Origin of the sequence: Azohydromonas sediminis (assembly GCF_003574675.1) — a bacterium.
Taxonomy (GTDB): Bacteria; Pseudomonadota; Gammaproteobacteria; order Burkholderiales; family Burkholderiaceae_C; genus Calidifontimicrobium; species Calidifontimicrobium sediminis.
Map to the genome: position 1 here is coordinate 1 of NZ_QOAZ01000045.1, position 23296 is coordinate 23296.

Consider the following 23296-nt stretch of genomic DNA (forward strand, 5'->3'; position numbering starts at 1 on the left):
TGACCGCCTCGATGAGCCGCAAGGGCGATTGCTGGGACAACGCACCCACCGAGAGCTTCTTCAACAGCCTGAAGAACGAGCGGGTGCACGGAACCGCCTACGCGACGCGAGCCGACGCGATGGCCGACCTGTTCGACTACATCGAGGTGTTCTACAACCGCAGTCGCCGCCACTCCACCCTGGGCTACAGCTCGCCGGTTCGGTTCCTCGAGAACTGGATCAGCAAGCATGCTGCTCAGCAATCCAAGGCAGGATGAGAGCGGCCCCTTGGAAGGCGAAATTCGACGGGCACCTCATTGGTTGGCGGCGTGCGCCACGCGCGTCAGCCAACTCGTTGCGCGCGCGTAGGGGCGGCGGTGAGGGGCCGTGCCCGCCCGGGTCGGTGGCGGCCGACAATTATCTTGAGCGCTCAGCGACAACTATCCTGAGCGGTTGACCCGCACCGCTCACGATAGTTGTCGCTGACAGCTCAGGATAGTTGACGCCGGGCATTGCCGCGCAGGTTCAGGGTGAGCGTGTGGCTCAAGCGGCTCGATGCGGCGCCGACGTCGGCGTCCGAGAGCAGCAGCGTATACGCGATGTCGAACAGACCGGCCGTGCTGGTGTTCAGTGCCACCTCGAAGGCGTCGCCCGAACCAAGGGTGGAGCGCACGATGTCGTAGGGACCGGCGCCACTGAAACCGTCGAAGTCGAAGCCGACACTGTTGGCGCCGGCCATATCGAACAGGCTGAAGCTGTGCGGCGCGATGGCACTGAACTGATCGACGGTGCCAAAGTCGAGCGTGAGCGAGGTGACCAGCGTGTCGGCCGAGAACGACGGGGCCGCGTGCAGCAGGTAGGTGTAGATCAGCGTCATCGTCCCCGACCACGTCAGTGCGGACTCGGTACTTTCGGTGCCGCTGAAGACGTCCGAGAGTTGCTCGGCGCGCAGCATCTGCGCGCTGTGGGCGACGTCGACATTTCCGGTTCCGACGTAGGCGGGTTTCGTGCCCGATGGAAGAGTCGCGTTCGTGGCAGCCGGACCACTGACCGACGCTGAACCGGTGCAAGCGCTCTTCCACTTCGCTTCGCAGTTGTCCGTGACCTGGATCTGGCCGAAGGTCTGCGAGATTCCGGGCGCGGATATCGCCGCGGTGCTGCTCCCAGTGCCGATGGACGTCACGTCGAAGTTCTTCTCGGTGCCGCCGCCATCCGTCGAGCGCACCCAGGCCGACTGCGTGCGCGTCGAGGACAACTGCAACGTCGTTCCGACGAGAACACCGGTGGCCGGATCGAACTGGGCAAACGTCGCGCTGGCCACAGACTTGTCGACATGGGTGGTCGGGCCGTTGCCTTCGCTGTCGGTCGCCTTGGCGGTGCCGGCGAAGGTGGCGCTAGCCGTGACAGTCAGCGGTGCCGCCGTCGCGGGCAGTGCTGCAGCCAAACCAAGCACCGCGGCGGCAAGTGCGTGGCGCGTGAAGATGAAAGGCGTCGTCATGGCGGACCTTTGCATTGCGATGGCCGCGATGGTGCGTGGGCGCCGTCGTCCGTGCAGTGCAGTCGTTCAAGGCCGGCAGGGCTGTTACGGCGCGACCCCTCGACCAAGGGGAACGGCTTCCACCCGATTCGCGGGGTGGAGTCCGGCAGGCTCGTCGGCCTGCGGGGCCAAGGGCGCCGGTCGCCTTGTACTGGCCAAGGCCTCCCGCGCGCGGGCCGCGCCTCAGTCGCGATCGCCGAACGGGTCGCGCACGTCGAGAAAGCTGAACTTCCGGAAGTCGCGGTCGTTCGTGTAGATCGTGGCGATACCGTTGTCGCGAAGCACGGCCGCCAGATGGGCGTCGGGCACCAGGTTGCCGCGTGTGGGCACCTCGTCCGTGAGCTCCCGATAGCTTGCCCAGAAGCCCTCGTGCTCCCCGATCAGCCGGCAATGGGGCAGCGCCATCAGGGCCTCGACGTTGCGCACCGCATCGGCGTGCGGCAGCGGCTCGCTGAAGATCCGGGGGTGCGTCGCCATGCGCAGGTAGCTCATCACCGTGAGCCACGCCAGGCAGAAGACCTGGCCGCTGCGGGCGCAGCCTTCGAGGAACTGGAGCGCGCGCGGGTGATGCGGGCTGCTGCGGTCGGACGCGTAGAGCAGGACGTTGACGTCGATGGCGAAGCTCATCGCGGCGACTCGTCGTCCAGGGCGTCGCGAACGGCATCCTTGTCGCACAGATCGATGCGCGCCCGCATGGGCCGGCTCGTCCACCGGAACGCAACGGGCTCTGGCGGCGCCGCGCGCTGCGCCGCCAGCGACTGCGCCAGCAGGTCCGAGACCAGCCGCCCGAGGGACTTGCCCTCGCGCTGCTGCAGGCGCTTCAGGTCCCGCAGGATGGGGTCGTCGATGTCGATCGTCGTGCGCATGGTGCGTGATGATATTCGAGAACGCATCAGATGCGCGCCTGGTTGCGCGTTGGGCCCGTTTGGCGGCCGCCCATGCCGATGTGCCCCCGGTGGCGCACGTCCGTCGTCTCTGCCCGGCCTTGCCTAGACTCCCGCCGGTCGCCTCTGCCCACTTTCGCCATGCTCCTGCGCAACACCACCCTCCCCGACGGCCGCACCGGCGTCGACGTGCTCGTCGCCGACGGCCGCATCGCCGCCGTCGGGCCTAACCTGCCCGCACCCGAGGGCGTCGAGCCGATCGACGCCGGAGGCTGGCTGCTCGCCCCGCCGTTCGTCGACGCCCACTTCCACATGGACTCGACGCTCACCTACGGCACGCCGCGCGTCAACCGCTCGGGCACGCTGCTCGAAGGCATCGCGCTGTGGGGCGAGCTCAAGCCGCTGCTGACGCAGGAGGCCATCGTCGAGCGCGCGCTGGCGTACTGCGACTGGGCGGTGGCGCGCGGGCTGCTCGCGATCCGCTCGCACGTCGACGTGTGCGACCCGCGCCTGCTCGCCGTCGAGGCGCTGCTGCACGTGCGCGAGCGCGTCAAGCCCTACCTCGACCTGCAGCTCGTCGCCTTCCCGCAGGACGGGGTGCTGCGCTCGCCCGGCGCGCTGGCGCAGCTCCAGCGCGCGCTCGAGATGGGCGTCGACGTCGTCGGCGGCATCCCGCATTTCGAGCGCACGTCGGCTGACGGCGCCGAGAGCGTGCGCGTGCTGTGCGAGCTCGCCGCCGAGCGCGGGCTGCGCGTGGACATGCACTGCGACGAGAGCGACGACCCGATGAGCCGCCACGTCGAGACGCTGGCGTTCCATGCGCAGCGCCTCGGGCTGCACGGGCGCGTCGTCGGCTCGCACGTCACGTCGATGCACTCGATGGACAACGACTACGTCGCCAAGCTGATCCCGCTGATCGCCGAGGCCGGCGTCGGCGTCGTCGCGAACCCGCTGATCAACATCACGCTGCAGGGCCGCCGCGACACCTACCCCAAGCGCCGCGGCATGACGCGCGTGCCCGAGCTGATGGTGGCTGGCGTCACGGTGGCCTTCGGCCACGACTGCGTGATGGACCCGTGGTACCCGCTCGGCAGCGCCGACATGCTCGAGGTTGCCGCGATGGGGCTGCACGTCGCGCAGATGACGGGCACCGACGCGATGCGCGCGTGCTACGACGCCGTGACGGTCCACGCGGCACGCCTGCTCGGGCTCGACGGCTACGGCCTCGAACCCGGCTGCCGGGCCGACTTCTTGCTTCTGCGGGCGCGCGACCCGGTCGAGGCGATCCGCCTGCGCGCGACGCGCCTGCTCGTGGTGCGCGCAGGCGAGGTGATCGCCCGCTCACCGGCCGCGGCCACCACGCTGCACCTGCCGGGCCGGCTAGCGACGGTCGACTTCACGCGGCCGCGCTGAACGCAGGGCGGCCCGCCTTCCGCGCGGCGGGCGCGCGGGAGGCGATCGCTAGAATCGGTTACACGCGACAACTCGACGGACGGACCCAGGCATCCATGAAGCTCATCGGCTCACTGACCAGCCCTTACGTGCGCAAGGTCCGCGTCGTGATGGCCGAGAAGCGCCTGGACTACCACTTCATCGTCGAGGACCCGTGGGCCAGCGACGCGGTGCTCAAGTCCAACCCGCTCGGCAAGGTGCCCTGCCTGGTGATGGAAGGCGGCGAGGCGGTGTTCGACTCGCGCGTGATCGTCGAGTACGTCGACACGCTGTCGCCGGTGGGCAAGCTGATCCCGCCGTCGGGGCGCGAGCGCGTCGAGGTGCGCACCTGGGAGGCGCTGGCCGACGGCCTGCTCGACGCTGCGGTGGCCGCGCGCATGGAGCAGACCTGGTCGGGCCGGCGCGACAGCGAGCGCTGCGAGGCCTGGATCGACCGCCAGATGAGCCGCGTGCACTCGTCGCTGAAGGCGATGAGCCTGGGCCTGGGCGACCGTGCGTGGTGCGCCGGCGGCAACCACCTGTCGCTGGCCGACGTCGCGGTCGGCGTCGCGCTCGGCTACCTCGACTTCCGCTTCGCGCACATCGACTGGCGCACCGACTACGCGAACCTGAAGAAGCTCTACGACAAGCTCGCCGCGCGGCCGAGCTTCGTCGACACCGCGCCGCCGGGCATGGCGCCGGTGGCCTGAGCGCGTGGCCCGTCAGGCCACGGCCACTTCGTCGCTGCGGCGCACCGCGATGCCAGCGGCGGCCGGCGCGGCCGCGGGTGGCGTGCCGGCCGGCGCGAACGTCGCCGCATCGGCCAGCGGCCAGTACAGTCGGTAGACGTTGTGCGGCCAGTCGGCCTCGCCGCGCACCGCCGCGAGCAGCTCGCCCGGGCGCACCTGCGGCAGCAGGTGCGCGAGCAGGCGCACCTCGCTCTTGCTGACGCGGCGCACGATGTGCGTCGCGCGGAACTCGCCGGGGTGCGTGAGGCCCGCGGCCTGCGTCAGCTCCTTCAGCGCCTCGAGCGTGCTCTGGTGGAAGCGCCAGACACGCTCGGCCTTGTCGGGCACGACGAGCGCGCGCTGGCGGCGCGCATCCTGCGTCGTCACGCCGGTCGGGCAGGTGCCGGTGTGGCAGGTCTGCGCCTGGATGCAGCCGAGCGCGAACATGAAGCCGCGCGCCGCGTTGCACCAGTCGGCGCCGAGCGCCATCGCGCGCGCGATGTCGAACGCGCTGACGATCTTGCCCGACGCGCCGAGCTGCACGCGATCGCGCAGCCCCAGGCCGACGAGCGTGTTGTGCACGAGCAGCAGCCCTTCCTGCAGCGGCGCGCCGACGTGGTCGCTGAACTCGAGCGGCGCCGCGCCGGTGCCGCCTTCGGCGCCGTCGACGACGATGAAGTCGGGCGCGAGCCCGGTGGCGAGCATCGCCTTGCAGATCGCGAACCACTCCCACGGGTGGCCGACGCACAGCTTGAAGCCGACCGGCTTGCCGCCCGACAGCTCGCGCAGCCGCTGCACGAACTGCAGCAGCCCGATCGGCGTGTCGAACGCGCTGTGCCGCGCTGGGCTGACGCAGTCGACACCCACCGGCACGCCGCGCGCGGCGGCGATCTCGGGCGTGACCTTCGGCCCCGGCAGCACGCCGCCGTGGCCGGGCTTGGCGCCCTGGCTGAGCTTGACTTCGACCATGCGCACCTGCGCGTCGGCCGCCTGCGCGGCGAAGCGCGCGGGGTCGAAGCGGCCGCGCGCGTCGCGGCAGCCGAAGTAGCCCGAGCCGATCTCCCAGATCAGGTCGCCGCCGTGCACGCGGTGGTGGGCGCTGATCGATCCCTCGCCGGTGTCGTGCGCGAAGCCGCCCTTCTTCGCGCCGGCGTTGAGCGCGAGGATCGCGTGGGCGCTCAGCGACCCGAAACTCATCGCCGAGATGTTGAACACGCTCGCCGCATACGGCTGCGTGCAGCCGTTGGCCGCGTCGCCGACCGGCACGCGAAAGTCGTGGCTGGCCAGCACCGTGGGCACCAGCGAGTGGTTGATCCACTCGTGGCCGTCGGCGTGCACGTCGAGCTGGGTGCCGAACGGGCGCTTGTCGGACTGGCCCTTGGCGCGCTGGTACACGAGGCTGCGCTGCGTGCGCGAGAACGGCGTCGCCTCGTTGTCGCCCTCGATGAAGTACTGCCGGATCTCGATGCGCACGAACTCGAACAGGAAGCGCAGGTGCCCGATCACCGGGTAGTTGCGCAGCACCGCGTGGCGCGACTGGCGCACGTCGCGCCAGCCCAGCCCCACCAGCGCGCCGCCGGCGAGCGCCGGCAGCGCGGGGCCGCCAGCGGCCCACCACAGCGCGCCGGCCAGCGCGAGCCCGGCGCTCGCGAACCAGGCGCCATAGCGCAGCGGCAACAGCGAGTCGACGCGGGCGAGCCAGGCGTGCATGCGGCCTCCGGGCGCAGTGACGGTGCGTGCAGCGTAGGCGCGCGCGGCGGTGGCGACGGCGCGAAAAGCCCGGCGTCGCGGTGCCAGATCGCGGCGGGCGGTGTCAGCGCGCGAAGAAGTCGAGCAGCGCCTGCGCCGTCTCGGCGGGCCGCTCCTCGGGGATGAAGTGCCCGGCCGGCATCGCGTGCCCGCTGACGGTGCCGGCGCACTGCGCGCGCCACAGCGCCAGCGGGTCGAACAGCCGGTGCACGACGCCGCGCTCGCCCCACAGCACGAGCAGGTCGCAGGCGATCTGCTCGCCGCGCTCGCGCGATGCGCGGTCGTGCTCGAGGTCGATGCCGGCGCTCGCGCGGTAGTCCTCGCACGCGGCGTGGATCGCGTCGGCGCGCGCGAAGCAGCGCTCGTACTCGGCGAGCGCCCTCGGCTCGAGGTGCGCGAGGCCGCCGCTGCCCCAGCCGCCGAGCTTGGCGTGCAGGTAGAACCGCGGGTCGGCGCCGATCAGCCGCTCGGGCAGCGGCGCCGGCTGGATCAGGAAGAACCAGTGGTAGTAGGCGCGCGCGAACGCCATGTCGGTGGCGGCGTACATGTCCAGCGTCGGCGCGATGTCGATCACGGCGAGCCGGGCCACCGCCTGCGGGTGGTCGAGCGCGAGGCGGTGCGCAACGCGGCCGCCGCGGTCGTGGCCGGCGACGTCGAAGCGCGCGTGGCCGAGCGAGCGCATCAGCGCGACGACGTCGGCGGCCATCGCGCGCTTGCCGTAGGCGGCGTGGTCGGCACCGCCCGGTGGCTTGGCCGAGTCGCCGTAGCCGCGCAGGTCGGGCAGCACGAGGCGGAAGTGCGGCGCGAGCCGGCGCGCGACGCGGTGCCACATCGCGTGCGTCTGCGGGAAGCCGTGCAGCAGCACGAGAGGCGGCGCGTCGGCGCGCCCGCCGGTGCGCGCGAACAGGCTCACGCCGTTGACCTCGTACTCGCCGGCGTCGAAGCCGTCGAACCAGCCGTCAGCGTCCATCGTCGGCGTTCTTCAGCGCGAGCGCGCGTTCGTACAGCGCGTTGCGCGGCGCGCCCGTCACCTGCGCCGCGATCGCGACCGCCTGCTTCAGCGGCAGCGCCGCCAGCAGCGCCGGCAGCCAGCGCAGGGCCTCGTCCAGCGCCGGCGACGCCGCGTCGTCGCGCGGCACCGGCGCGCGCGCGTGCAGCACGAGCACGAACTCGCCGCGGCGGCGGTCGGCGTCGGCGGCGAGCCAGCCGGGCAGCTCGCCGGCGGGCATCGTCGTGACCGTCTCGAACTGCTTGGTCAGCTCGCGCGCGATCGTCAGCGGGCGTGGCGCGTCGAGCGCGGCCAGCGCGCGCGCGAGCGCCTCGATGCGGTGCGGCGCCTCGAACGCGACGACGCAGCCGTCGTCGGCGTGCAGCGCCTGCAGCCAGCGCTCGCGCTCGGCGCCCTTGGCCGGCGCGAAGCCGGCGAAGCGAAAGCCCTGCGCGTGCGCGTCGCCGGCGGCGCTGAGCGCCGTCGTGACGGCGCTCGCGCCGGGCAGCGGCAGCACGCGGTGGCCGGCCGCGCGCGCCGCGGCCACCAGCCGCGCGCCGGGGTCCGAGACGGCCGGCGTGCCGGCGTCGCTGACGTAGGCCACGCGCTCGCCGCGCGCGAGGCGATCGACGACGGCCGCGGCCGCGGCCTGCTCGTTGTGCTCGTGCAGCGCGAGCAGCGGCTTGTCCAGGCCGAGGTGGCGCAGCAGCTGGCCGCCGACGCGCGTGTCCTCGCACGCGACGGCGTCGGCGAGCGCGAGGGCGTGGATCGCGCGCAGCGTCAGGTCGGCGAGGTTGCCGATCGGCGTGGCGACGACGTACAGCGTCGCTGCCGGATACTGCTGCGCACCGGCGGCCTCGGCGGCCGCGCGCTTCAGGGTGGAGTCGATGCTCAAGCGACGGACGACCAGGCAGGTGGGCGACGCGGCCGAGGCGCTGGCGCTGGCGCACCTGCAGCGCGAGGGCCTGAGTCTCGTCGCGCGCAATTATCGGGTCGGCGGCGGTCCGCACCGGCCTGCCGGCGAGGTCGACCTGATCGTGCGCGAGCGCGACGGCACGCTGGTCTTCGTCGAGGTGCGCGCGCGCCGCGACGCGTCGCACGGCGGCGCGGCGGCCAGCGTCGGCGCGGCCAAGCAGCGGCGGCTGATCCGCGCGGCGCAGCACTTCCTGCTGCGCTGGCCGAGCCCGCCGCCGTGCCGCTTCGACGTCGTGGCCGTCGACGGCGAACGCATCGAGTGGCTGCGCGGCGCGTTCGACGCCGGTGCCTGAGCCGCGCGATGCCCCCGGGCTTGGCGCGGGTATGGCACGGCCCCAGAATCGGCCGTGGGGCATGTGCCTCGCTGGTTCGGAGGTGCGCGCGATGAAGGGTCTCCCGCATTCGATCGTGGCGCTGGCGCTGGCCGGCGCGAGCGGTGTCGCGCTGGCCGGGATGGGCTGCGATGACAAGATGGCCGACGGCCTGCACGACGAAGTGCCGCCGCCGAAGGCCGCCAAGGCCGACGCCAAGGCGACGACGCCGGCGCGCGACGCCCGTGCGCCAACGGCCACGGCAAGCCGCACGCCGACGCGCGCCGACGCCAAGGTCGTGCAGGCGACGAAGTAGGCATCGGCCCTGTGGCCGCGTTCGAGGCCGCCGGCGGGACACCCCGCGGCGGCCTCGTCGCTTGCGGGCCCCACCGATCCTGCACGCGGCGTGCAATCGCGCTCAACCCCGCGGCGGCCGCCGGCCCGTACAGTGCACGCCATGGACACCCCGACCCTGCCCCTTTCCGTCACCCGCCCGCGCAGCGTCGAGCGCCTGGTGGCCGGCACGCCGACCCGCGACGGCGCCGGCGTCAAGCTCACGCGCGTGCTGACGCAAGACCTGCAGCGGCGGCTCGACCCGTTCCTGATGCTCGACGCGTTCGGCACCGACAACCCCGACGACTACATCGCGGGCTTCCCCGACCACCCGCACCGCGGCTTCGAGACCGTGACCTACATGCTCGAAGGCCGCATGCGCCACCGCGACAGCGCCGGCCACGAGGGCCTGCTCGGCCCCGGCGGCGTGCAGTGGATGACGGCCGGGCGCGGCGTGATCCACAGCGAGCTGCCCGAGCAGGAAGAAGGCCGCATGGAAGGCTTCCAGCTGTGGCTCAACCTGCACTCGAAGGACAAGATGCGCCCGGCGTGGTACCGCGACATCCCGTCGGCCGAGATCCCGGAAGTGACGACGGCCGACGGCGTCACGGTGCGCGTGATCGCCGGCGCGAGCCATGGGGTGGCCGGCGCGATGCAGCGCGAGACGACCGAGCCGCTGGTCCTCGACCTGCACCTGCCGGGTGGCGCGCCGTTCGCGCAGCCGCTGCCGGCGGCGCACAACGCGTTCGCCTACGTGTACCGCGGCAGCGTCACGATCGAAGGCACCGCGGTGCCGGTGCAGCGCATGGCGATCCTCGCGAACACGCCGGGCAGCGACGGCGTCGTGCTCGCCGCGGGACCCGACGGCGCGCGCGCGCTGCTGATCGCCGGGCGGCCGCTCAACGAGCCGATCGCGCAGTACGGCCCGTTCGTGATGAACACGCACGACGAGATCTTCCAGGCGGTGCGCGACTTCCAGGCCGGCCGGCTCGCCTGACGAGGGCGAGCGGCAGGCGAGCCTCTGGCTCGGCTTCGGGCGTACAGTGCCCGTGAGCACGCATCCAGGAGCTGCGCGATGTCGTCCGGCAAGATCCTCGTCGCCCAGGGTGGCGGCCCGACCGCCGTCATCAACCAGTCGCTCGTCGGCGTCGTGCTCGAGGCGCGGCGGCACCACGGCGTCACGCGCGTCTACGGCGCGCGCCACGGCGTGCGCGGCATCGTCGACGAGGACTTCGTCGACCTGACGCAGGAGACGAGCCACAACCTCGAGCTGGTGGCGAACACGCCCGCGTCGGCGCTCGGCTCGACGCGCGACAAGCCCGACCTGAAGTACTGCCAGCAGATCTTCGAGGTGCTGCGCGCGCACGAGATCGCGCACTTCTTCTACATCGGCGGCAACGACAGCGCCGACACGGTGCGCATCGTCGCCGACGAGGCGCGCGCGGCCGGCTACCCGCTGCGCAGCATCCACATCCCGAAGACGATCGACAACGACCTCGTCGGCAACGACCACACGCCGGGCTTCCCGAGCGCGGCGCGCTTCGTCGCCCAGGCGTTTGCCGGCGCGAACCTGGACAACGCCGCGCTGCCTGGCGTCTACGTCGGCGTCGTGATGGGCCGCCACGCCGGCTTCCTGACCGCCGCCTCCGCCTTGGGCAAGAAGTTCGACGATGACGGCCCGCACCTGATCTACGTGCCCGAGCGCACGTTCGCGCTCGAGCGCTTCCTCGCCGACGTCAAGGCGACGTACGACCGCCTCGGGCGCTGCGTGATCGCGGTCAGCGAAGGCATCCACGACGGGTCGGGCACGCCGATCGCGGCACGGCTCGCGAAGGACCTCGAGCGCGACGCGCACGGCAACGTGCAGCTGTCGGGCAGCGGCGCGCTCGCCGACCTGCTGTGCGAGGAGATCAGGACGAAACTGAAGATCAAGCGCGTGCGCGGCGACACCTTCGGCTACCTGCAGCGCAGCTTCGTCGGCTGCGTGTCCGACGTCGACCAGCGCGAGGCGCGCGAGGTCGGCGAGAAGGCGGTGCAGTACGCGCTGTGGGGCGACCGCGACGGCAGCGTGTCGATCCAGCGCACCGGCTTCTACTCGGTCGACTACAAGCTTCAGCCGCTCGACGCGGTGGCCGGCAAGACGCGCACGATGGACGACGCCTTCATCGCCGCCAGCGGCACCGACGTGACCGACGCGTTCCGCCTCTACCTGCGCCCGCTGCTCGGCTCGGGCATGCCCGACGCGTTCCGCCTGCGCCCGGCGCCGGTGCCGAAGGTGCTGGGCCGCGGGCGATGAGCGCGTCCGCGCCGCCGCTGCCCCCGCCGGTGGCGGGCGAGCGCGTCGAGGTCGGCACCGCGGCGACGGGCCGCGTCGCGGCCTGGGTCGCCGGCCCCGCCGGCACGCGCGCGCTGCTGCTCGTGCACAGCGTCAACGCGGCGGCTTCGGCGGCCGAGGTGCGCCCGCTGTTCGAGCACTACGCGCGCACGCGCCGCGTCTGGGCGCCCGACCTGCCGGGCTTCGGCGCTTCCGAGCGCAGCGACCGCGCCTACACGCCGCGGCTGATGACCGATGCGCTGCTCGCGACGCTCGATGCGATGCAGCGCGAAGCGACGGACCGCCCCGACGTGCTCGCGGTGTCGCTGGGCTGCGAGTTCGCCGCGCGCGCCGCCGTCGAGCGCCCGGGCGCGCTGCGCAGCCTCGCGCTCGTGAGCCCGGCCGGCTTTCGCGGCACGCGCGCCTGGCGCGGCGCGCCGGGCAGCACGCGCGGCATGCCGTTGCTGTACCGCGCGCTGCGCGGCCCCGGCTGGGGCGGGGTGCTGTTCCGCCAGCTGACGCGCCCAGGCGTGATCCGCTACTTCCTCGAGCGCACGTGGGGCAGCAAGGCGATCGACGAGGACCTGTGGCGCTTCGACGTGCTGACGACGCGCCAGCCCGGCGCCGAGCACGCGCCGCTGCACTTCCTCGCCGGCCACCTGTTCAGCGCCGACGTGACGACGCTGTACGAGTCGCTCGCGCTGCCGGTGTGGATGAGCCACGGCGTGCGCGGCGACTTCACCGACTACCGCGGCAAGCGCGTCGTCGAGGGCCGCGCGAACTGGCGCTTCGCGGTGTTTCCGACCGGAGCGCTGCCGTACTTCGAGCGGCGCGACGAGTTCGTCGCCGCGTACGACGCGTTCCTCGGCGGGCTGGCTTGCTGAACCCGCGCCGCGGTCTCGGGCCGCCGCCTCGGCGCGGCGTCGGGGCAGCGATCTTGCCCGCCCGCCCATGCGCACCGCGGCGGCGTCGCTACAGCCAGCCCTTGCGCTTGAAGTACCAGAACGGCGTCGCGACGCTCAGCGCCATCAGCACCAGCGACAGCGGGTAGCCGTATTGCCAGCGCAACTCGGGCATGTGTTCGAAGTTCATGCCGTAGATGCTGGCGATCAGCGTCGGCGGCAGCAGTGCGACCGCCGCGACCGAGAAGATCTTGATGATGCGGTTCTGGTTCAGGTTGATGAAGCCGACGGTGGCGTCCATCAGGAAGTTGATCTTGTCGAACAGGAACACCGTGTGGCTGTCGAGCGAGTCGATGTCGCGCAGGATCTGCCGGGCGACCTCGAACTGCTCGGCGTTGAGCATGCGGCTGCGCATCATGAAGCTCAGCGCGCGGCGCGTGTCCATCACGTTGCGGCGGATGCGGCCGTTGAGATCCTCCTCGCGGGCGATCGCCGCCAGCGCTTCGGCGGCCACCGCGTCGGTGACGTTGGCGCTCTGGCGCAGCACGCTGGCGCTGACCTTCTCGAGGCTGTCGTAGATGCCCTCGAGCACATCCGCTGAATATTCCGCGTCGGTGTCGTAGAGCTTGAGCAGCACGTCCTTGGCATCCGTGATCAGAGCCGGCGTGCGCCGCGCGCGCAGGCGCAGCAGCCGGAACACCGGCAGGTCCTCGGCGTGCACCGAGAACAGCACGTTGTCGCGCAGGATGAAGGCCACGCGCACGTTGCGCGCCGTCTTGCCGCTGGGATCGTCGTCGTTCTCGATCAGGAAGTCGGAGCGGATGTGCAGCTCGCCGTTGTCTTCCTCGTAGAAGCGCGCCGACTCCTCGATGTCCTCGTCGGCGACGTCCTCGGGAATCACGAGGCCGAAACGCCCGGTGATCCAGCCCTTCTCCTCGGTCGTCGGCGACTCCAGGTCGACCCACACCGGCCGCAGGTCGGCCAGCGCGGCGGCACTGTCGATTTCTTGCTGGACCAAGCGGCCGTTGGCCAGCGTGAAGACGTTGAGCATGGCGATCTCCGGCGCCACGCAAGGCCGCGAAGGGGTCCGGCTGCGGGCGGGGTGACGAGTGGAAACCGTCTCACCCCGCAGCCTCGGGCGGTCGTGTCGGGCCGAGCCCGCCGCCAGCGGCCGATCCGGAGTGGACGGTCACCGAGGGTGACTCTGATCCAACGTGCGGTCTCCGAGAAACAGCGCTTGATTATGGCATCGGCGATCGCGGCGAAGGCGGCTGCCATCGGCTTGTCACGCGGGACCTTCGGCGGCACACTGACTCGGGCGGGCCCGCTCGGCGCGAAGCGCCCGGCGGTGTGTCCCGCCCCACCCGAAAGGAGCGACCTCATGAACCTGACGATCAGCGGACACCACCTCGAAGTGACACCGGCCCTGCGCGAGTACGTCGTCAACAAGCTCGACCGCGTGACCCGCCATTTCGACCAGGTGGTCGACGTCAGCGTGCTGCTGACCGTCGAGAAGCTCAAGGAGAAGGAGCGCCGCCAGAAGGCCGAGGTGACGGTGCATGTCAAGGGTCGCGACATCTTCGTCGAGCACTCGCACGAAGACCTGTATGCCGCGATCGATCAGCTGATGGACAAGCTCGACCGCCAGATCGTGCGCCACAAGGACAAGACGCAGGATCACCATCACGTGCCGGTGAAGCGGCTGGACGCAAACCTTTGAGCCGAAGTGGGCGCACGCCTGCCGCGGGCGGCGGCCCCAGGACTTGTTGCGGCGCAGCATCCGTGCAACACCTGACGAATGGCGCTGCGGCGTCGGTGGCACCGGCCGGCGGCGGTGCCTAGAATGCAACGCACTGTCACACCGGCCGGGTCTGCGCCGCCCAGCGGCCGCCAACCGGCGCCCACGACATGAACCGTCTCGCCGCCATCCTGCCCGCCAGCAACGTGCTGGTGAACGTGGACGCCACTAGCAAGAAGCGCGTGTTCGAGCAGGCGGGCCTGCTGTTCGAGAACCAGCATGCGATCGCCCGTGCGACCGTGACCGACAACCTGTTCGCGCGCGAGCGCCTCGGCTCCACCGGGCTCGGTCACGGCGTGGCGATCCCGCACGGGCGCATCAAGGGGCTGAAGAACCCGCTGGCCGCGGTGCTGCGGGTGCAGCAGCCGATTCCGTTCGACGCGCCCGACGACGAGCCGGTCACGCTGCTGATCTTCCTGCTCGTGCCCGAGGCCGCCACGCAGCGTCACCTCGAGATCCTGTCCGAGATCGCCGAGATGCTCAGCGACCGCGAACTGCGCGAGCGGCTGAAGACGGAGCCCGAGGCCGAGACGCTGCACCGGCTGATCTCGAACTGGGAGCCGCTCAAATCGGTGGCCTGATGCCGCGCGGCGTGATGCCGCTTTGCGCATGAAGCCGACCACGCTCAGCGCGGAGGCGCTGTTCGAGGAGCACCGCGCGACGCTGCGCTGGGAGTGGGTTGCCGGCCACGCCCGCCCCGACCGCCGCTTCGACGAGGCGGCGATCCGCGAGGCCGGCTCGGCCGCGGATCTGATCGGCTACCTGAACTACATCCACCCGTACCGGGTCCAGATCGTCGGCCGGCGCGAGGTCGCCTACCTGAACGACGCGGCGCCCGAGGTGCAGGAGCGGCGCATCGCGCGCATCGTCACGCTCGAGCCGCCGGTGCTGATCGTCGCCGACGCGCAGGTGCCGCCGGACCGGCTCGTCGCGCTGTGCGATCGCGCCGACATCCCGCTGTTCGTCACGCACGAACCCGCGGGGCACGTGATCGACGTGCTGCGCGCCTCGCTGTCGCAGCGCTTCGCCGAGCGCACGACGCGCCACGGCGTGTTCATGGACATCCTCGGGCTGGGCGTGCTGCTGACCGGCGAATCGGGCCTGGGCAAGAGCGAGCTCGGGCTGGAGCTGATCTCGCGCGGCCATGGGCTGGTGGCCGACGACGCCGTCGACCTGTACCGCGTCTCGCAGACCGCGATCGACGGCCGCTGCCCCGAACTGCTGATGAACCTGCTCGAGGTGCGCGGCATCGGCCTGCTCGACATCAAAGCCATCTTCGGCGAGACCGCGGTGCGGCGCAAGATGCGGCTCAAGCTGATCGTGCACCTGGTGCGCAAGGAGACGCTCGAGCGCGATTTCGAGCGTCTGCCCTACGAGCCGATGTACGAGGACGTGCTCGGCGTGCCGGTGCGCAAGGTCGTCATCGCGGTCGATGCCGGGCGCAACCTCGCGGTGCTCGTCGAGGCCGCGGTGCGCAACACGGTGCTGCAGCTGCGCGGCATCGACACCTACCAGGAGTTCATCGCGCGCCACCAGCGCGCGATGGAGCAGGGCGGCACCGACTGAGTGCGGCTACTTCGGCCGGTGCGGGCACGCGGCCTTCGTGCACTCGGCGTACAGCGCCAGCGTGTGCTCGCGCAGCGCGAAGCCGCGCGTCTCGGCCACCGCGCGCTGGCGCGCCTCGATCTCGGCGTCGAAGAACTCCTCGACGCGCCCGCAGGTCAGGCACACGAGGTGGTCGTGGTGCTGGCCCTCGTTGAGCTCGAACACCGACTTGCCGCTTTCGAAGTGGCTGCGCGTCAGCAGACCGGCCTGCTCGAACTGCATCAGCACGCGGTACACGGTGGCCAGCCCGATGTCGGAGCCGTCGGCCAGCAGCGCCTTGAACACGTCTTCGGCGGTCATGTGGCGCTGGCTGCTGCGCTGGAAGACCTCGAGGATCTTGATGCGCGGCAGCGTGGCCTTCAGTCCGCTGCTCTTGAGTTCTTCGACGTGGGTCATCGCACGGGGTCGGGGCGGTGTGGCGCTGCGCGCCGCTAGAATTTCTGATCATAACGACGCGCCTTGACCTTGCCGAGCGCGCGCCTTCCGATGAGCTTCGATGCCCCCTCTTTGCTGTCGCCGCTCGCGCGCGCACTGCTGCTGAGCACTGCCGTGACGCTGGGGGCGTGCTCGACGAGCGCCCCGCAGGACCGCCTGTTCGGCCTCGTCACGCCGTACCGCATGGAGATCGTGCAGGGCAACGTCGTCACGCGCGAGCAGGTCGAGCGGCTGCGCCCGGGCATGACGCGCGAGCAGGTCGCCGCCGTGCTCGGCTCGCCGCTGCTGGCCAGCGTGTTCCACGCCGACCGCTGGGACTACGTGTTCACGATCCGCCGCCAGGGCGCCGAGCCGCAGCGGCGCAGCATCGTCGTCTGGTTCAAGGACGACCGCTTCGAGCGCGCCGAGGTGCCCGAGCTGCCGAGCGAACGCGAGTTCGTCGCGGCGATCAGCAACGTGCGGCCGGCGCCGGTGCCGCGGCTGCAGCTCAGCGACGAAGAGATCGCGAAGCTGCCGGCGACGACGCGGCCCGCGGCCACGACCGGCACCGAGCCGCAGGGGCCGGCGCGCAGCTACCCGCCGCTGGAGCCGCGATGACGCCGCCGGTGCTGCGCGTGGCCATCGCCGGCGCCTCGGGGCGCATGGGCCGCATGCTCGTCGAGGCGGTGCTGCAGTCGGCCGACTGCGCGCTCGCCGCCGCCTTCGACCGCGCCGGCAGCGACGCCGTCGGTCAGGACGCCGGCACCTTCCTCGGCCGCACGACGGGCATCGTCGTCACCGACGACGTGCGCGCCGCGCTGGCCGGCGCCGACGTGATGATCGACTTCACCCGCCCCGAGGGCACGCTCGCGCACCTGGCGCTGTGCCGCGAGCTCGGCGTCAAGGCGGTGATCGGCACCACCGGCTTCACCGACGCACAGAAGGGGCAGATCGCCGAGGCGGCGCGCGACGTCGCGATCGTGATGGCACCGAACATGAGCGTCGGCGTCAACGTCGTGCTCAAGCTGCTCGACACCGCCGCGCGTGCGCTCGCCGAGGGCTACGACATCGAGATCATCGAGGCCCACCACCGCCACAAGGTCGATGCCCCCAGCGGCACCGCGCTGGCGATGGGCGAGGTCGTCGCGCGCGCGCTCGGCCGCGACCTCAAGGCCTGCGCGGTCTACGGGCGCGAAGGCGTCACCGGCGAGCGCGACCCGTCGACGATCGGCTTCGCGACGATCCGCGGCGGCGACATCGTCGGCGACCACACCGTGCTGTTCGCCGGCACCGGCGAGCGCATCGAGATCACGCACAAGAGCGCCAGCCGCGCCACCTACGCGCAGGGCAGCCTGCGCGCGGCGCGCTTCCTCGCCGACAAGCCGAATGGCCTGTACGGCATGGACGCCGTGCTCGGGCTGGCCTGAACCCTGCTGCGCGCATGGCCGGTTTCGCCCCGTTATGGGCCCAGAGCGACGCCGTCGGCCGCGCGGTTGCGCTGCTGCTGCTCGCGATGTCGGTCGCGACGTGGATGCTGATCTTCTGGAAGGGCTGGGTGCTGCGCCGCGCGCGGCACGATCTCGCGCGCGGCGTGGCTGCATTCTGGGCCGCACCGAGCGTCGAGACGGCACGCGAGCGGCTGGCCGCGATCGACCGCGAACAGCTGCTGCTGCCGCTGGTCGACGCCGCGCAGCAGGCGCCGGCCGGCGGCTCGCTCGAGACGAGTGCGCACCTGGACTCGCAGCTCACGCGCCGGCTGCGCGGCGCGCTGCACCGCGCGGTGGCACACCTGCAGTACGGGCAGGTCGTGCTCGCGTCGGTCGGTGCCACCGCGCCGTTCGTCGGGCTGTTCGGCACCGTCTGGGGCATCTACCACGCGCTGCTGGCGATCGCTGCGGCCGGTGCGGTGACGATCGACAAGGTCTCGGGGCCGGTCGGCGAGGCGCTCGTGATGACTGCCGCCGGCCTCGCGGTGGCGATCCCCGCGGTGCTGGCCTACAACATCTACGGCAAGTGGGTCGCGGCCAGCGAGGCCGAGCTCGAGGGTTTCGCGCACGACCTGCGCGAGATGATGATCGACGCGGCGCAAGGGCGATGAGGCCTCCCGCCTGCGACGCCGTCGCTGCGCCGCCGCCCGAGGCGGGTCGGCGGGGCGGCCCGCGCCGGGCGCCATCGTGAGCGCGACATGAGCTTCGGCCGCCTGGGCCGCGAGACGAGCGGCCGCCCAATGAGCGACATCAACATGACGCCGCTGATCGACGTCATGCTCGTGCTGCTCGTGATCTTCATCATCACGGCGCCGCTGATCGCGCCGGCACTGCGGCTGGACCTGCCGCAGGCCGAGGGCGGCGTCGCCGACGTGCCCGAGTTCGTCAGTGTCGCGATCGACCGCGACGGCACGCTGTTCCTCGGCGACGCCGCGATCGACGCCGAGCAGCTCGCCGCGCGGCTGGCCGACACGGCGAAGCGCAACCCGCGCACCGAGGTGCAGCTGCGCGCCGACCGCGCGGTGCCGTACGGGCGCGTGGCCGAGCTGATCGACCTCGTGCAGCGTGCAGGGCTGAGCCGCGTCGGCTTCGTCACCGAGGCGCCGGCCGCGCGCTGAGCGCCGCCGCGCACGCCGCGGCCCGGCGGGGGCGCTCCCTACAATCCCGCGCATGAACGAGAAATACGTCCCCGCCGAGGTCGAGGCCGCGGCGCAGCGCCACTGGGCCGAGCGCGACGCGTACCGCGTGCGCGAAGACGCCGCCAAGCCGAAGTACTACGCCTGCTCGATGCTGCCGTACCCCAGCGGCAAGCTGCACATGGGGCACGTGCGCAACTACACGATCAACGACATGCTCGCGCGCCAGCTGCGCATGCGCGGCTACAACGTGCTGATGCCGATGGGCTGGGACGCCTTCGGCCTGCCGGCCGAGAACGCGGCGATGAAGAACAAGGTGCCGCCGGCCGAGTGGACGTACTCGAACATCGCGCACATGAAGGGCCAGATGCAGGCGATGGGGCTGGCCATCGACTGGTCGCGCGAGGTCACGACGTGCAGGCCCGACTACTACAAGTGGAACCAGTGGCTGTTCCTCAAGATGCTCGACAAGGGCATCGCCGAGCGGCGCACGCAGGTCGTCAACTGGGACCCGGTCGACCAGACCGTGCTCGCCAACGAGCAGGTCATCGACGGGCGCGGCTGGCGCTCGGGTGCACCGGTCGAGAAGCGCGAGATCCCCGGCTACTACCTGAAGATCACCGACTACGCGGAGGAACTGCTCGCCGCCGTCGCCGACCCGACCGACAAGAACTTCCTCGCCGGCTGGCCCGAGCGCGTGCGGCTGATGCAGGAGCACTGGATCGGCAAGAGCGAGGGCGTGCGCTTCGCGTTCCTGCACGACATCCGCGGCGACGACGGCGCGCTCATCGGCGGCGGGCGGCTGTACGTGTTCACGACGCGCGCCGACACGATCATGGGCGTCACGTTCTGCGCCGTCGCGCCCGAGCACCCGCTGGCCGCGCACGCGGCCAAGACCGACCCGGCGCTCGCCGCGTTCATCGACGAGTGCAAGAAGGGCGGCACGACCGAGGCCGAGCTGGCGACGAAAGACAAGGCCGGCCTGCCGACCGGGCTCACGGTCACGCACCCGCTGACCGGCGAGGCGGTGCCGCTGTGGGTCGGCAACTACGTGCTGATGGGCTACGGCGACGGCGCCGTGATGGGCGTGCCGGCGCACGACGAACGCGACTTCGCGTTCGCGAAGAAGTACGGCCTGCCGATCAAGCAGGTCATCGCCGTCGAAGGGCAGACGTTCTCGACCGATGCCTGGGCCGAGTGGTATGCCGACAAGGCGCGCGGGCGCTGCGTCCACTCGGGGGTGCTCGACGGGCTCGGCCACAAGGCCGCCGTCGACAAGGTCGCCGCGCTGCTCGCCGACAAGGGGCTGGGCGAGAAGAAGATGACCTGGCGGCTGCGCGATTGGGGCATCAGCCGCCAGCGCTACTGGGGCACGCCGATCCCGATCATCCACTGCGACGCCTGCGGCGTCGTGCCGGTGCCCGAGAAGGACCTGCCCGTCGTGCTGCCCGAGGACCTGATCCCCGACGGCAGCGGCAACCCGCTGGCCCGGTGCGCGTCGTTCCTGAACGTCGCGTGCCCGATCTGCGGCCGGCCCGCGCGGCGCGAGACCGACACGATGGACACCTTCGTCGACTCGTCGTGGTATTTCATGCGCTACTGCGACCCGACGAACGAGCACGCGATGGTCGGCGAGGGCACGCGCCACTGGATGCCGATGGACCAGTACATCGGCGGCATCGAGCACGCGATCCTGCACCTGCTGTACGCGCGCTTCTGGACCAAGGTCATGCGCGACCTCGGCCTCGTGCAGATCGACGAGCCGTTCACGCGCCTGCTCACGCAGGGCATGGTGCTCAACCACATCTACTCGCGCCGCGGCGACAAGGGCGGCATCGAGTACTTCTGGCCGCACGAGGTCGAGAACGTCTACGACGACGCCGGCAAGATCGTCGGCGCGCGCCTCAAAAGCGACGGCTCGCCCGTCGACTACGAAGGCGTGGGCACGATGTCGAAGTCGAAGAACAACGGCGTCGACCCGCAGGAGCTGATCGACCGCTACGGCGCCGACACCGCGCGCCTGTTCGTGATGTTCGCGAGCCCCCCCGAGCAGACGCTCGAGTGGAACGACGCCGGCGTCGAGGGCGCGCACCGTTTCCTGAAGCGGCTGTGGGCATTCGGCGTGCGCCACGCGGTGGCGATCCGGCGCGCGGCCGCGGGCGACGTCAGCGCGGCGGCGCTGCGCGCCGAGGCCAAGGCGCTGCGGCGCGAGGTGCACCTCGTGCTGCGCCAGGTCAGCTACGACTACGAGCGGCTGCAGTACAACACCGTCGTCTCGGGCTGCATGAAGCTGCTCAACGCGCTCGAGGGCTTTGCGCCCGACGGCAGCGACGGCGACACCGCCGTGCTGTGCGAGGCCACCTCGGTGCTGCTGCGCGCGCTGTACCCGGCGTGCCCCCACGTCACGCACGCGCTGTGGGTCGAGCTCGGCTACGCCGCGCGCCTCGGCGACCTGATCGACGCGCCGTGGCCGCAGGTCGACGAGGCGGCGCTGACGCTCGACGAGGTCGAGCTTGTGCTGCAGGTCAACGGCAAGCACCGCGGCGCGATCCGCGTGCCGGCGCAGGCCGACCGCGCCGCGATCGAGGCCGCCGCGGTCGCGAGCCCCGAGTTCGCGCGCTTCGCCGAGGGGCGTGCGCCGAAGAAGGTCGTCGTCGTGCCGGGCCGGCTCGTCAACGTCGTCGTCTGAGGCATGCCGACGCGGCGCGACGGTCTGCACGCCTTCGCGGCCATGGCGGCGTCGGCGGCGCTGGCCGGCTGCGGCTTCGAGCTGCGCCGCGCGCCGGCACTGCCGTTCCGGCGTATGGCGCTCGTCGGCTTCTCCGACCGCACGACGACCGCCGACGAACTGCGCCGCGCGCTGCCCGACGACGTCACCGTCGTCGACGACCCGCGCGACGCCGACGTCGTGCTCGAGGCGCTGGCCGACCAGCGCCGGCGCAGCGTCGCGGCGAGCACCGCGGCCGGCCAGGTGCGCGAAGTCACGCTGGTGTCGACGCTGACCTACCGGCTGAGCACGCGCGGCGGCAAGCCGCTGTTGCCGCCGACGACGGTCGAGCTGCGCCGCGACATGAGCTACAGCGAAACGCTCGCGCTCGGCAAGGCCGACGAGGAGCAGACGCTGTGGCGCGCGATGGAAGCCGACATCGCGATGCAGGTGCTGCGCCGGCTGGCGGCCACGCCGCCGCTGTGACCGCGGGCGCACGGATGCAACTGCGCCCCGAGCAACTCGCCGCGCACCTGCGCGACGCGCGCGGATTGAGGCCGCTGTACACGGTGCACGGCGACGAGCCGCTGCTCGCGCAGGAGGCCGCCGACGCGATCCGCGCCGCTGCGCGCGCAGCCGGCTACGGCGAGCGGCAGGTGTTCACCGTCGGCGGCGCGCACTTCGACTGGAGCGGCGTGCTCGGCGCGGCGCAGGCGATGAGCCTGTTCGCCGAGCGGCGCCTGATCGAGATTCGCATCCCGTCGGGCAAGCCGGGCAAGGAGGGGTCGCAGGCGCTGCAGCGCTACTGCGACGCGCTGCCCGACGACGTGCTGACGCTGGTGCAGCTGCCGCGGCTGGACGGCCAGCAACTGAAGAGCGGCTGGTTCGCCGCGCTCGATGCCGCCGGTGTCACGGTGCGCGTCGACCCGGTCGAGCGGCGCGAGCTGCCGCGCTGGCTCGCGCAGCGGCTGGCCGCACAGGGCCAGCGCGTCGCCGACGGCGACGAGGGCGAGCGCACGCTCGCGTTCTTCGCCGACCGCGTCGAGGGCAACCTGCTCGCTGCGCAGCAGGAGCTGGGCAAGCTCGCGCTGCTGTACCCGCCGGGCGTGCTCGGCTTCGAACAGGTCGAGCGCGCGGTGCTCAACGTCGCGCGCTACGACGTCTTCAAGCTCGGCGACGCGGTGCTCGCCGGCCAGGTCGGTCGCGCGCTGCAGATGCTCGACGGCCTGCGCGCCGAGGGCGAGGCGCCGGTGCTCGTGCACTGGACGCTGGCCGCCGACCTGCTTGCGCTGCAGCAGGTCAAGCGCGCGCTCGCCGCCGGCCGCCCGCTGCCGGTCGCGCTGCGCGAGGCGCGCGTGTGGGGCCCCAAGGAGCGCCTGTTCGAGCGCGTGCTGCCGCAGCTCGGCGAGGCCACGCTCGCGCGCCTCGTCGACGCCGCGAGCGTGTGCGACGGCATCGTCAAGGGGCTCAAGCATCCGGACTGGCCGCTCGACGCGTGGGACGCGCTGCGCCGGCTCGTGCTGCTGACGGTGCAGGCCTTGCGGCCGGCGGGCGCGCCGGCGCTGGCGCTCGACGCGTGAGAGCGTGAGAGTTTTTCGTCCGCTGCCCTCGTGCTGGCATGTCTCTGGCTTGCTGTTGGGCATGAGCGATCCGAAGCACCAAGACAGAGTGGCCGGGGTTTTGTTCGAGGACTTGGCGCCCGTCGATGAGCAAGCAGCGCAGGCCGCCGCGCAAGCGCGAGCCGTTGCGCTGCGCGCGCAGCCGCCGCGGCTGCTGCAGCCCAACCGCAAGCAGATCGAACTGCGGGCATCGGACCTGGAGTCGCTGCTGGGCGAGGACCACCGAGCGCGGCTGGTATGGGGCTACGTCGAGCGGCAGGACCTGAGCCGGCTGACCGATGCGATCAAGGCGCGCGGTAGCAACGCCGGACGCGCGGCGATCGACCCGCGCATCCTGTTTGCGCTGTGGCTGTACGCCACGCTCGAAGGCGTGGGCAGTGGACGCGAGCTGGCGCGGCT

At 71.9% G+C, this 23296-nt stretch carries 27 protein-coding genes; 19 read left to right on the top strand and 8 right to left on the bottom strand.

What is annotated here, in order from left to right:
* Positions 1 to 257 (top strand): IS3 family transposase (locus tag DRV96_RS16310; RefSeq protein WP_162911108.1); only part of this gene is annotated, 257 nt, incomplete at its 5' end.
* Between the two features lie 212 nt (positions 258 to 469).
* Here DRV96_RS16310 and DRV96_RS16315 read toward each other — a convergent pair.
* The 3 genes from DRV96_RS16315 to DRV96_RS16325 all read right to left on the bottom strand — a co-directional run bounded on the left by DRV96_RS16315 (position 470) and on the right by DRV96_RS16325 (position 2382).
* Complete coding sequence (locus DRV96_RS16315) at positions 470 to 1477, bottom strand: choice-of-anchor E domain-containing protein (RefSeq protein WP_162911109.1); 1008 nt, start codon at positions 1475 to 1477, stop codon at positions 470 to 472.
* A gap of 222 nt (positions 1478 to 1699) precedes the next feature.
* Positions 1700 to 2143 (bottom strand): TA system VapC family ribonuclease toxin, encoded by a 444-nt coding sequence (locus DRV96_RS16320; RefSeq protein WP_119293113.1) that lies wholly within the window; start codon positions 2141 to 2143, stop codon positions 1700 to 1702.
* Positions 2140 to 2382: an antitoxin gene (locus DRV96_RS16325; RefSeq protein WP_119293115.1), complete on the bottom strand. Its 243-nt coding sequence runs from the start codon at positions 2380 to 2382 to the stop codon at positions 2140 to 2142. The genes DRV96_RS16320 and DRV96_RS16325 overlap by 4 nt, the downstream gene beginning before the upstream one ends.
* 159 nt (positions 2383 to 2541) lie before the next feature.
* Between DRV96_RS16325 and DRV96_RS16330 the strand changes: the two genes are divergently transcribed.
* Both DRV96_RS16330 and DRV96_RS16335 read left to right on the top strand, forming a co-directional pair.
* Entirely contained in the window at positions 2542 to 3813 is a 1272-nt protein-coding gene (locus DRV96_RS16330) for an amidohydrolase family protein (RefSeq protein WP_119293117.1), read from the top strand.
* A gap of 95 nt (positions 3814 to 3908) precedes the next feature.
* Positions 3909 to 4541, top strand: a complete 633-nt coding sequence (locus DRV96_RS16335; protein WP_119293120.1) for a glutathione S-transferase N-terminal domain-containing protein — start codon at positions 3909 to 3911, stop codon at positions 4539 to 4541.
* A 12-nt stretch (positions 4542 to 4553) separates the two neighbouring features.
* On the opposite strand, the gene DRV96_RS16340 is transcribed toward DRV96_RS16335, so the two are convergent.
* The 3 genes from DRV96_RS16340 to rsmI form a co-directional block, all read right to left on the bottom strand.
* Positions 4554 to 6269 (bottom strand): FMN-binding glutamate synthase family protein, encoded by a 1716-nt coding sequence (locus tag DRV96_RS16340; protein WP_119293122.1) that lies wholly within the window; start codon positions 6267 to 6269, stop codon positions 4554 to 4556.
* Positions 6270 to 6372: 103 nt separating this feature from the next.
* Positions 6373 to 7278 (bottom strand): alpha/beta fold hydrolase, encoded by a 906-nt coding sequence (locus tag DRV96_RS16345; protein ID WP_119293124.1) that lies wholly within the window; start codon positions 7276 to 7278, stop codon positions 6373 to 6375.
* Positions 7268 to 8191, bottom strand: a complete 924-nt coding sequence (gene rsmI, locus DRV96_RS16350; protein WP_119293127.1) for a 16S rRNA (cytidine(1402)-2'-O)-methyltransferase — start codon at positions 8189 to 8191, stop codon at positions 7268 to 7270. The genes DRV96_RS16345 and rsmI overlap by 11 nt, the downstream gene beginning before the upstream one ends.
* Here rsmI and DRV96_RS16355 point away from each other — a divergent pair.
* The 5 genes from DRV96_RS16355 (at position 8184) to DRV96_RS16375 (ending at position 12113) form a co-directional block, all read left to right on the top strand.
* Positions 8184 to 8564 carry a YraN family protein gene (locus DRV96_RS16355; protein ID WP_119293129.1) on the top strand — a complete coding sequence of 127 codons (381 nt, stop codon included), beginning with the start codon at positions 8184 to 8186 and terminating at the stop codon, positions 8562 to 8564. The two genes, rsmI and DRV96_RS16355, sit on opposite strands and share 8 nt — an antisense overlap.
* Before the next feature lie 91 nt (positions 8565 to 8655).
* A complete protein-coding gene (locus DRV96_RS16360) occupies positions 8656 to 8898 on the top strand; it encodes a hypothetical protein (protein WP_162911110.1) in 243 nt (80 codons plus the stop codon).
* A gap of 141 nt (positions 8899 to 9039) precedes the next feature.
* Entirely contained in the window at positions 9040 to 9912 is an 873-nt protein-coding gene (locus tag DRV96_RS16365) for a pirin family protein (RefSeq protein ID WP_119293134.1), read from the top strand.
* 78 nt (positions 9913 to 9990) lie between these two features.
* Complete coding sequence (locus tag DRV96_RS16370; RefSeq protein ID WP_119293136.1) at positions 9991 to 11211, top strand: 6-phosphofructokinase; 1221 nt, start codon at positions 9991 to 9993, stop codon at positions 11209 to 11211.
* Positions 11208 to 12113 carry an alpha/beta fold hydrolase gene (locus tag DRV96_RS16375; protein WP_119293138.1) on the top strand — a complete coding sequence of 302 codons (906 nt, stop codon included), beginning with the start codon at positions 11208 to 11210 and terminating at the stop codon, positions 12111 to 12113. The genes DRV96_RS16370 and DRV96_RS16375 overlap by 4 nt, the downstream gene beginning before the upstream one ends.
* Positions 12114 to 12201: 88 nt before the next feature.
* Here DRV96_RS16375 and corA read toward each other — a convergent pair whose 3' ends face one another.
* Entirely contained in the window at positions 12202 to 13182 is a 981-nt protein-coding gene (gene corA / locus DRV96_RS16380) for a magnesium/cobalt transporter CorA (RefSeq protein ID WP_119293163.1), read from the bottom strand.
* Positions 13183 to 13512: 330 nt separating this feature from the next.
* Here corA and hpf point away from each other — a divergent pair, with 330 nt between their 5' ends.
* From hpf to hprK, 3 genes are all read left to right on the top strand, one after another.
* A complete protein-coding gene (gene hpf, locus DRV96_RS16385; protein WP_119293140.1) occupies positions 13513 to 13851 on the top strand; it encodes a ribosome hibernation-promoting factor, HPF/YfiA family in 339 nt (112 codons plus the stop codon).
* 188 nt (positions 13852 to 14039) lie between these two features.
* Entirely contained in the window at positions 14040 to 14510 is a 471-nt protein-coding gene (gene ptsN, locus DRV96_RS16390; protein WP_119293142.1) for a PTS IIA-like nitrogen regulatory protein PtsN, read from the top strand.
* 28 nt (positions 14511 to 14538) lie between these two features.
* Positions 14539 to 15495, top strand: a complete 957-nt coding sequence (gene hprK / locus DRV96_RS16395) for an HPr(Ser) kinase/phosphatase (protein WP_119293144.1) — start codon at positions 14539 to 14541, stop codon at positions 15493 to 15495.
* A gap of 6 nt (positions 15496 to 15501) precedes the next feature.
* On the opposite strand, the gene fur is transcribed toward hprK, so the two are convergent.
* On the bottom strand, positions 15502 to 15930 hold the full coding sequence (gene fur, locus DRV96_RS16400; protein WP_119293146.1) for a ferric iron uptake transcriptional regulator: 429 nt from the start codon (positions 15928 to 15930) through the stop codon (positions 15502 to 15504).
* 90 nt (positions 15931 to 16020) lie between these two features.
* Here fur and DRV96_RS16405 point away from each other — a divergent pair, with 90 nt between their 5' ends.
* The 8 genes from DRV96_RS16405 to DRV96_RS16440 form a co-directional block, all read left to right on the top strand.
* A complete protein-coding gene (locus DRV96_RS16405) occupies positions 16021 to 16566 on the top strand; it encodes an outer membrane protein assembly factor BamE (RefSeq protein ID WP_119293148.1) in 546 nt (181 codons plus the stop codon).
* Positions 16563 to 17375 carry a 4-hydroxy-tetrahydrodipicolinate reductase gene (dapB, locus tag DRV96_RS16410; RefSeq protein WP_119293151.1) on the top strand — a complete coding sequence of 271 codons (813 nt, stop codon included), beginning with the start codon at positions 16563 to 16565 and terminating at the stop codon, positions 17373 to 17375. Before DRV96_RS16405 ends, dapB begins: the two co-directional genes overlap by 4 nt.
* Positions 17376 to 17389: 14 nt before the next feature.
* Entirely contained in the window at positions 17390 to 18046 is a 657-nt protein-coding gene (locus DRV96_RS16415) for a MotA/TolQ/ExbB proton channel family protein (RefSeq protein ID WP_119293153.1), read from the top strand.
* A gap of 87 nt (positions 18047 to 18133) precedes the next feature.
* Positions 18134 to 18553, top strand: coding sequence for an ExbD/TolR family protein (locus DRV96_RS16420; protein WP_119293155.1), 420 nt, complete (start codon positions 18134 to 18136; stop codon positions 18551 to 18553).
* 52 nt (positions 18554 to 18605) lie between these two features.
* On the top strand, positions 18606 to 21260 hold the full coding sequence (gene leuS, locus DRV96_RS16425; RefSeq protein WP_119293157.1) for a leucine--tRNA ligase: 2655 nt from the start codon (positions 18606 to 18608) through the stop codon (positions 21258 to 21260).
* A gap of 3 nt (positions 21261 to 21263) precedes the next feature.
* A complete protein-coding gene (locus DRV96_RS16430) occupies positions 21264 to 21764 on the top strand; it encodes an LPS-assembly lipoprotein LptE (RefSeq protein WP_119293159.1) in 501 nt (166 codons plus the stop codon).
* 14 nt (positions 21765 to 21778) lie between these two features.
* Positions 21779 to 22858, top strand: coding sequence for a DNA polymerase III subunit delta (holA, locus tag DRV96_RS16435; RefSeq protein ID WP_119293161.1), 1080 nt, complete (start codon positions 21779 to 21781; stop codon positions 22856 to 22858).
* A 61-nt stretch (positions 22859 to 22919) separates the two neighbouring features.
* The coding region (locus tag DRV96_RS16440) for a transposase (RefSeq protein WP_473199549.1) at positions 22920 to 23296 on the top strand (377 nt) is incomplete at its 3' end.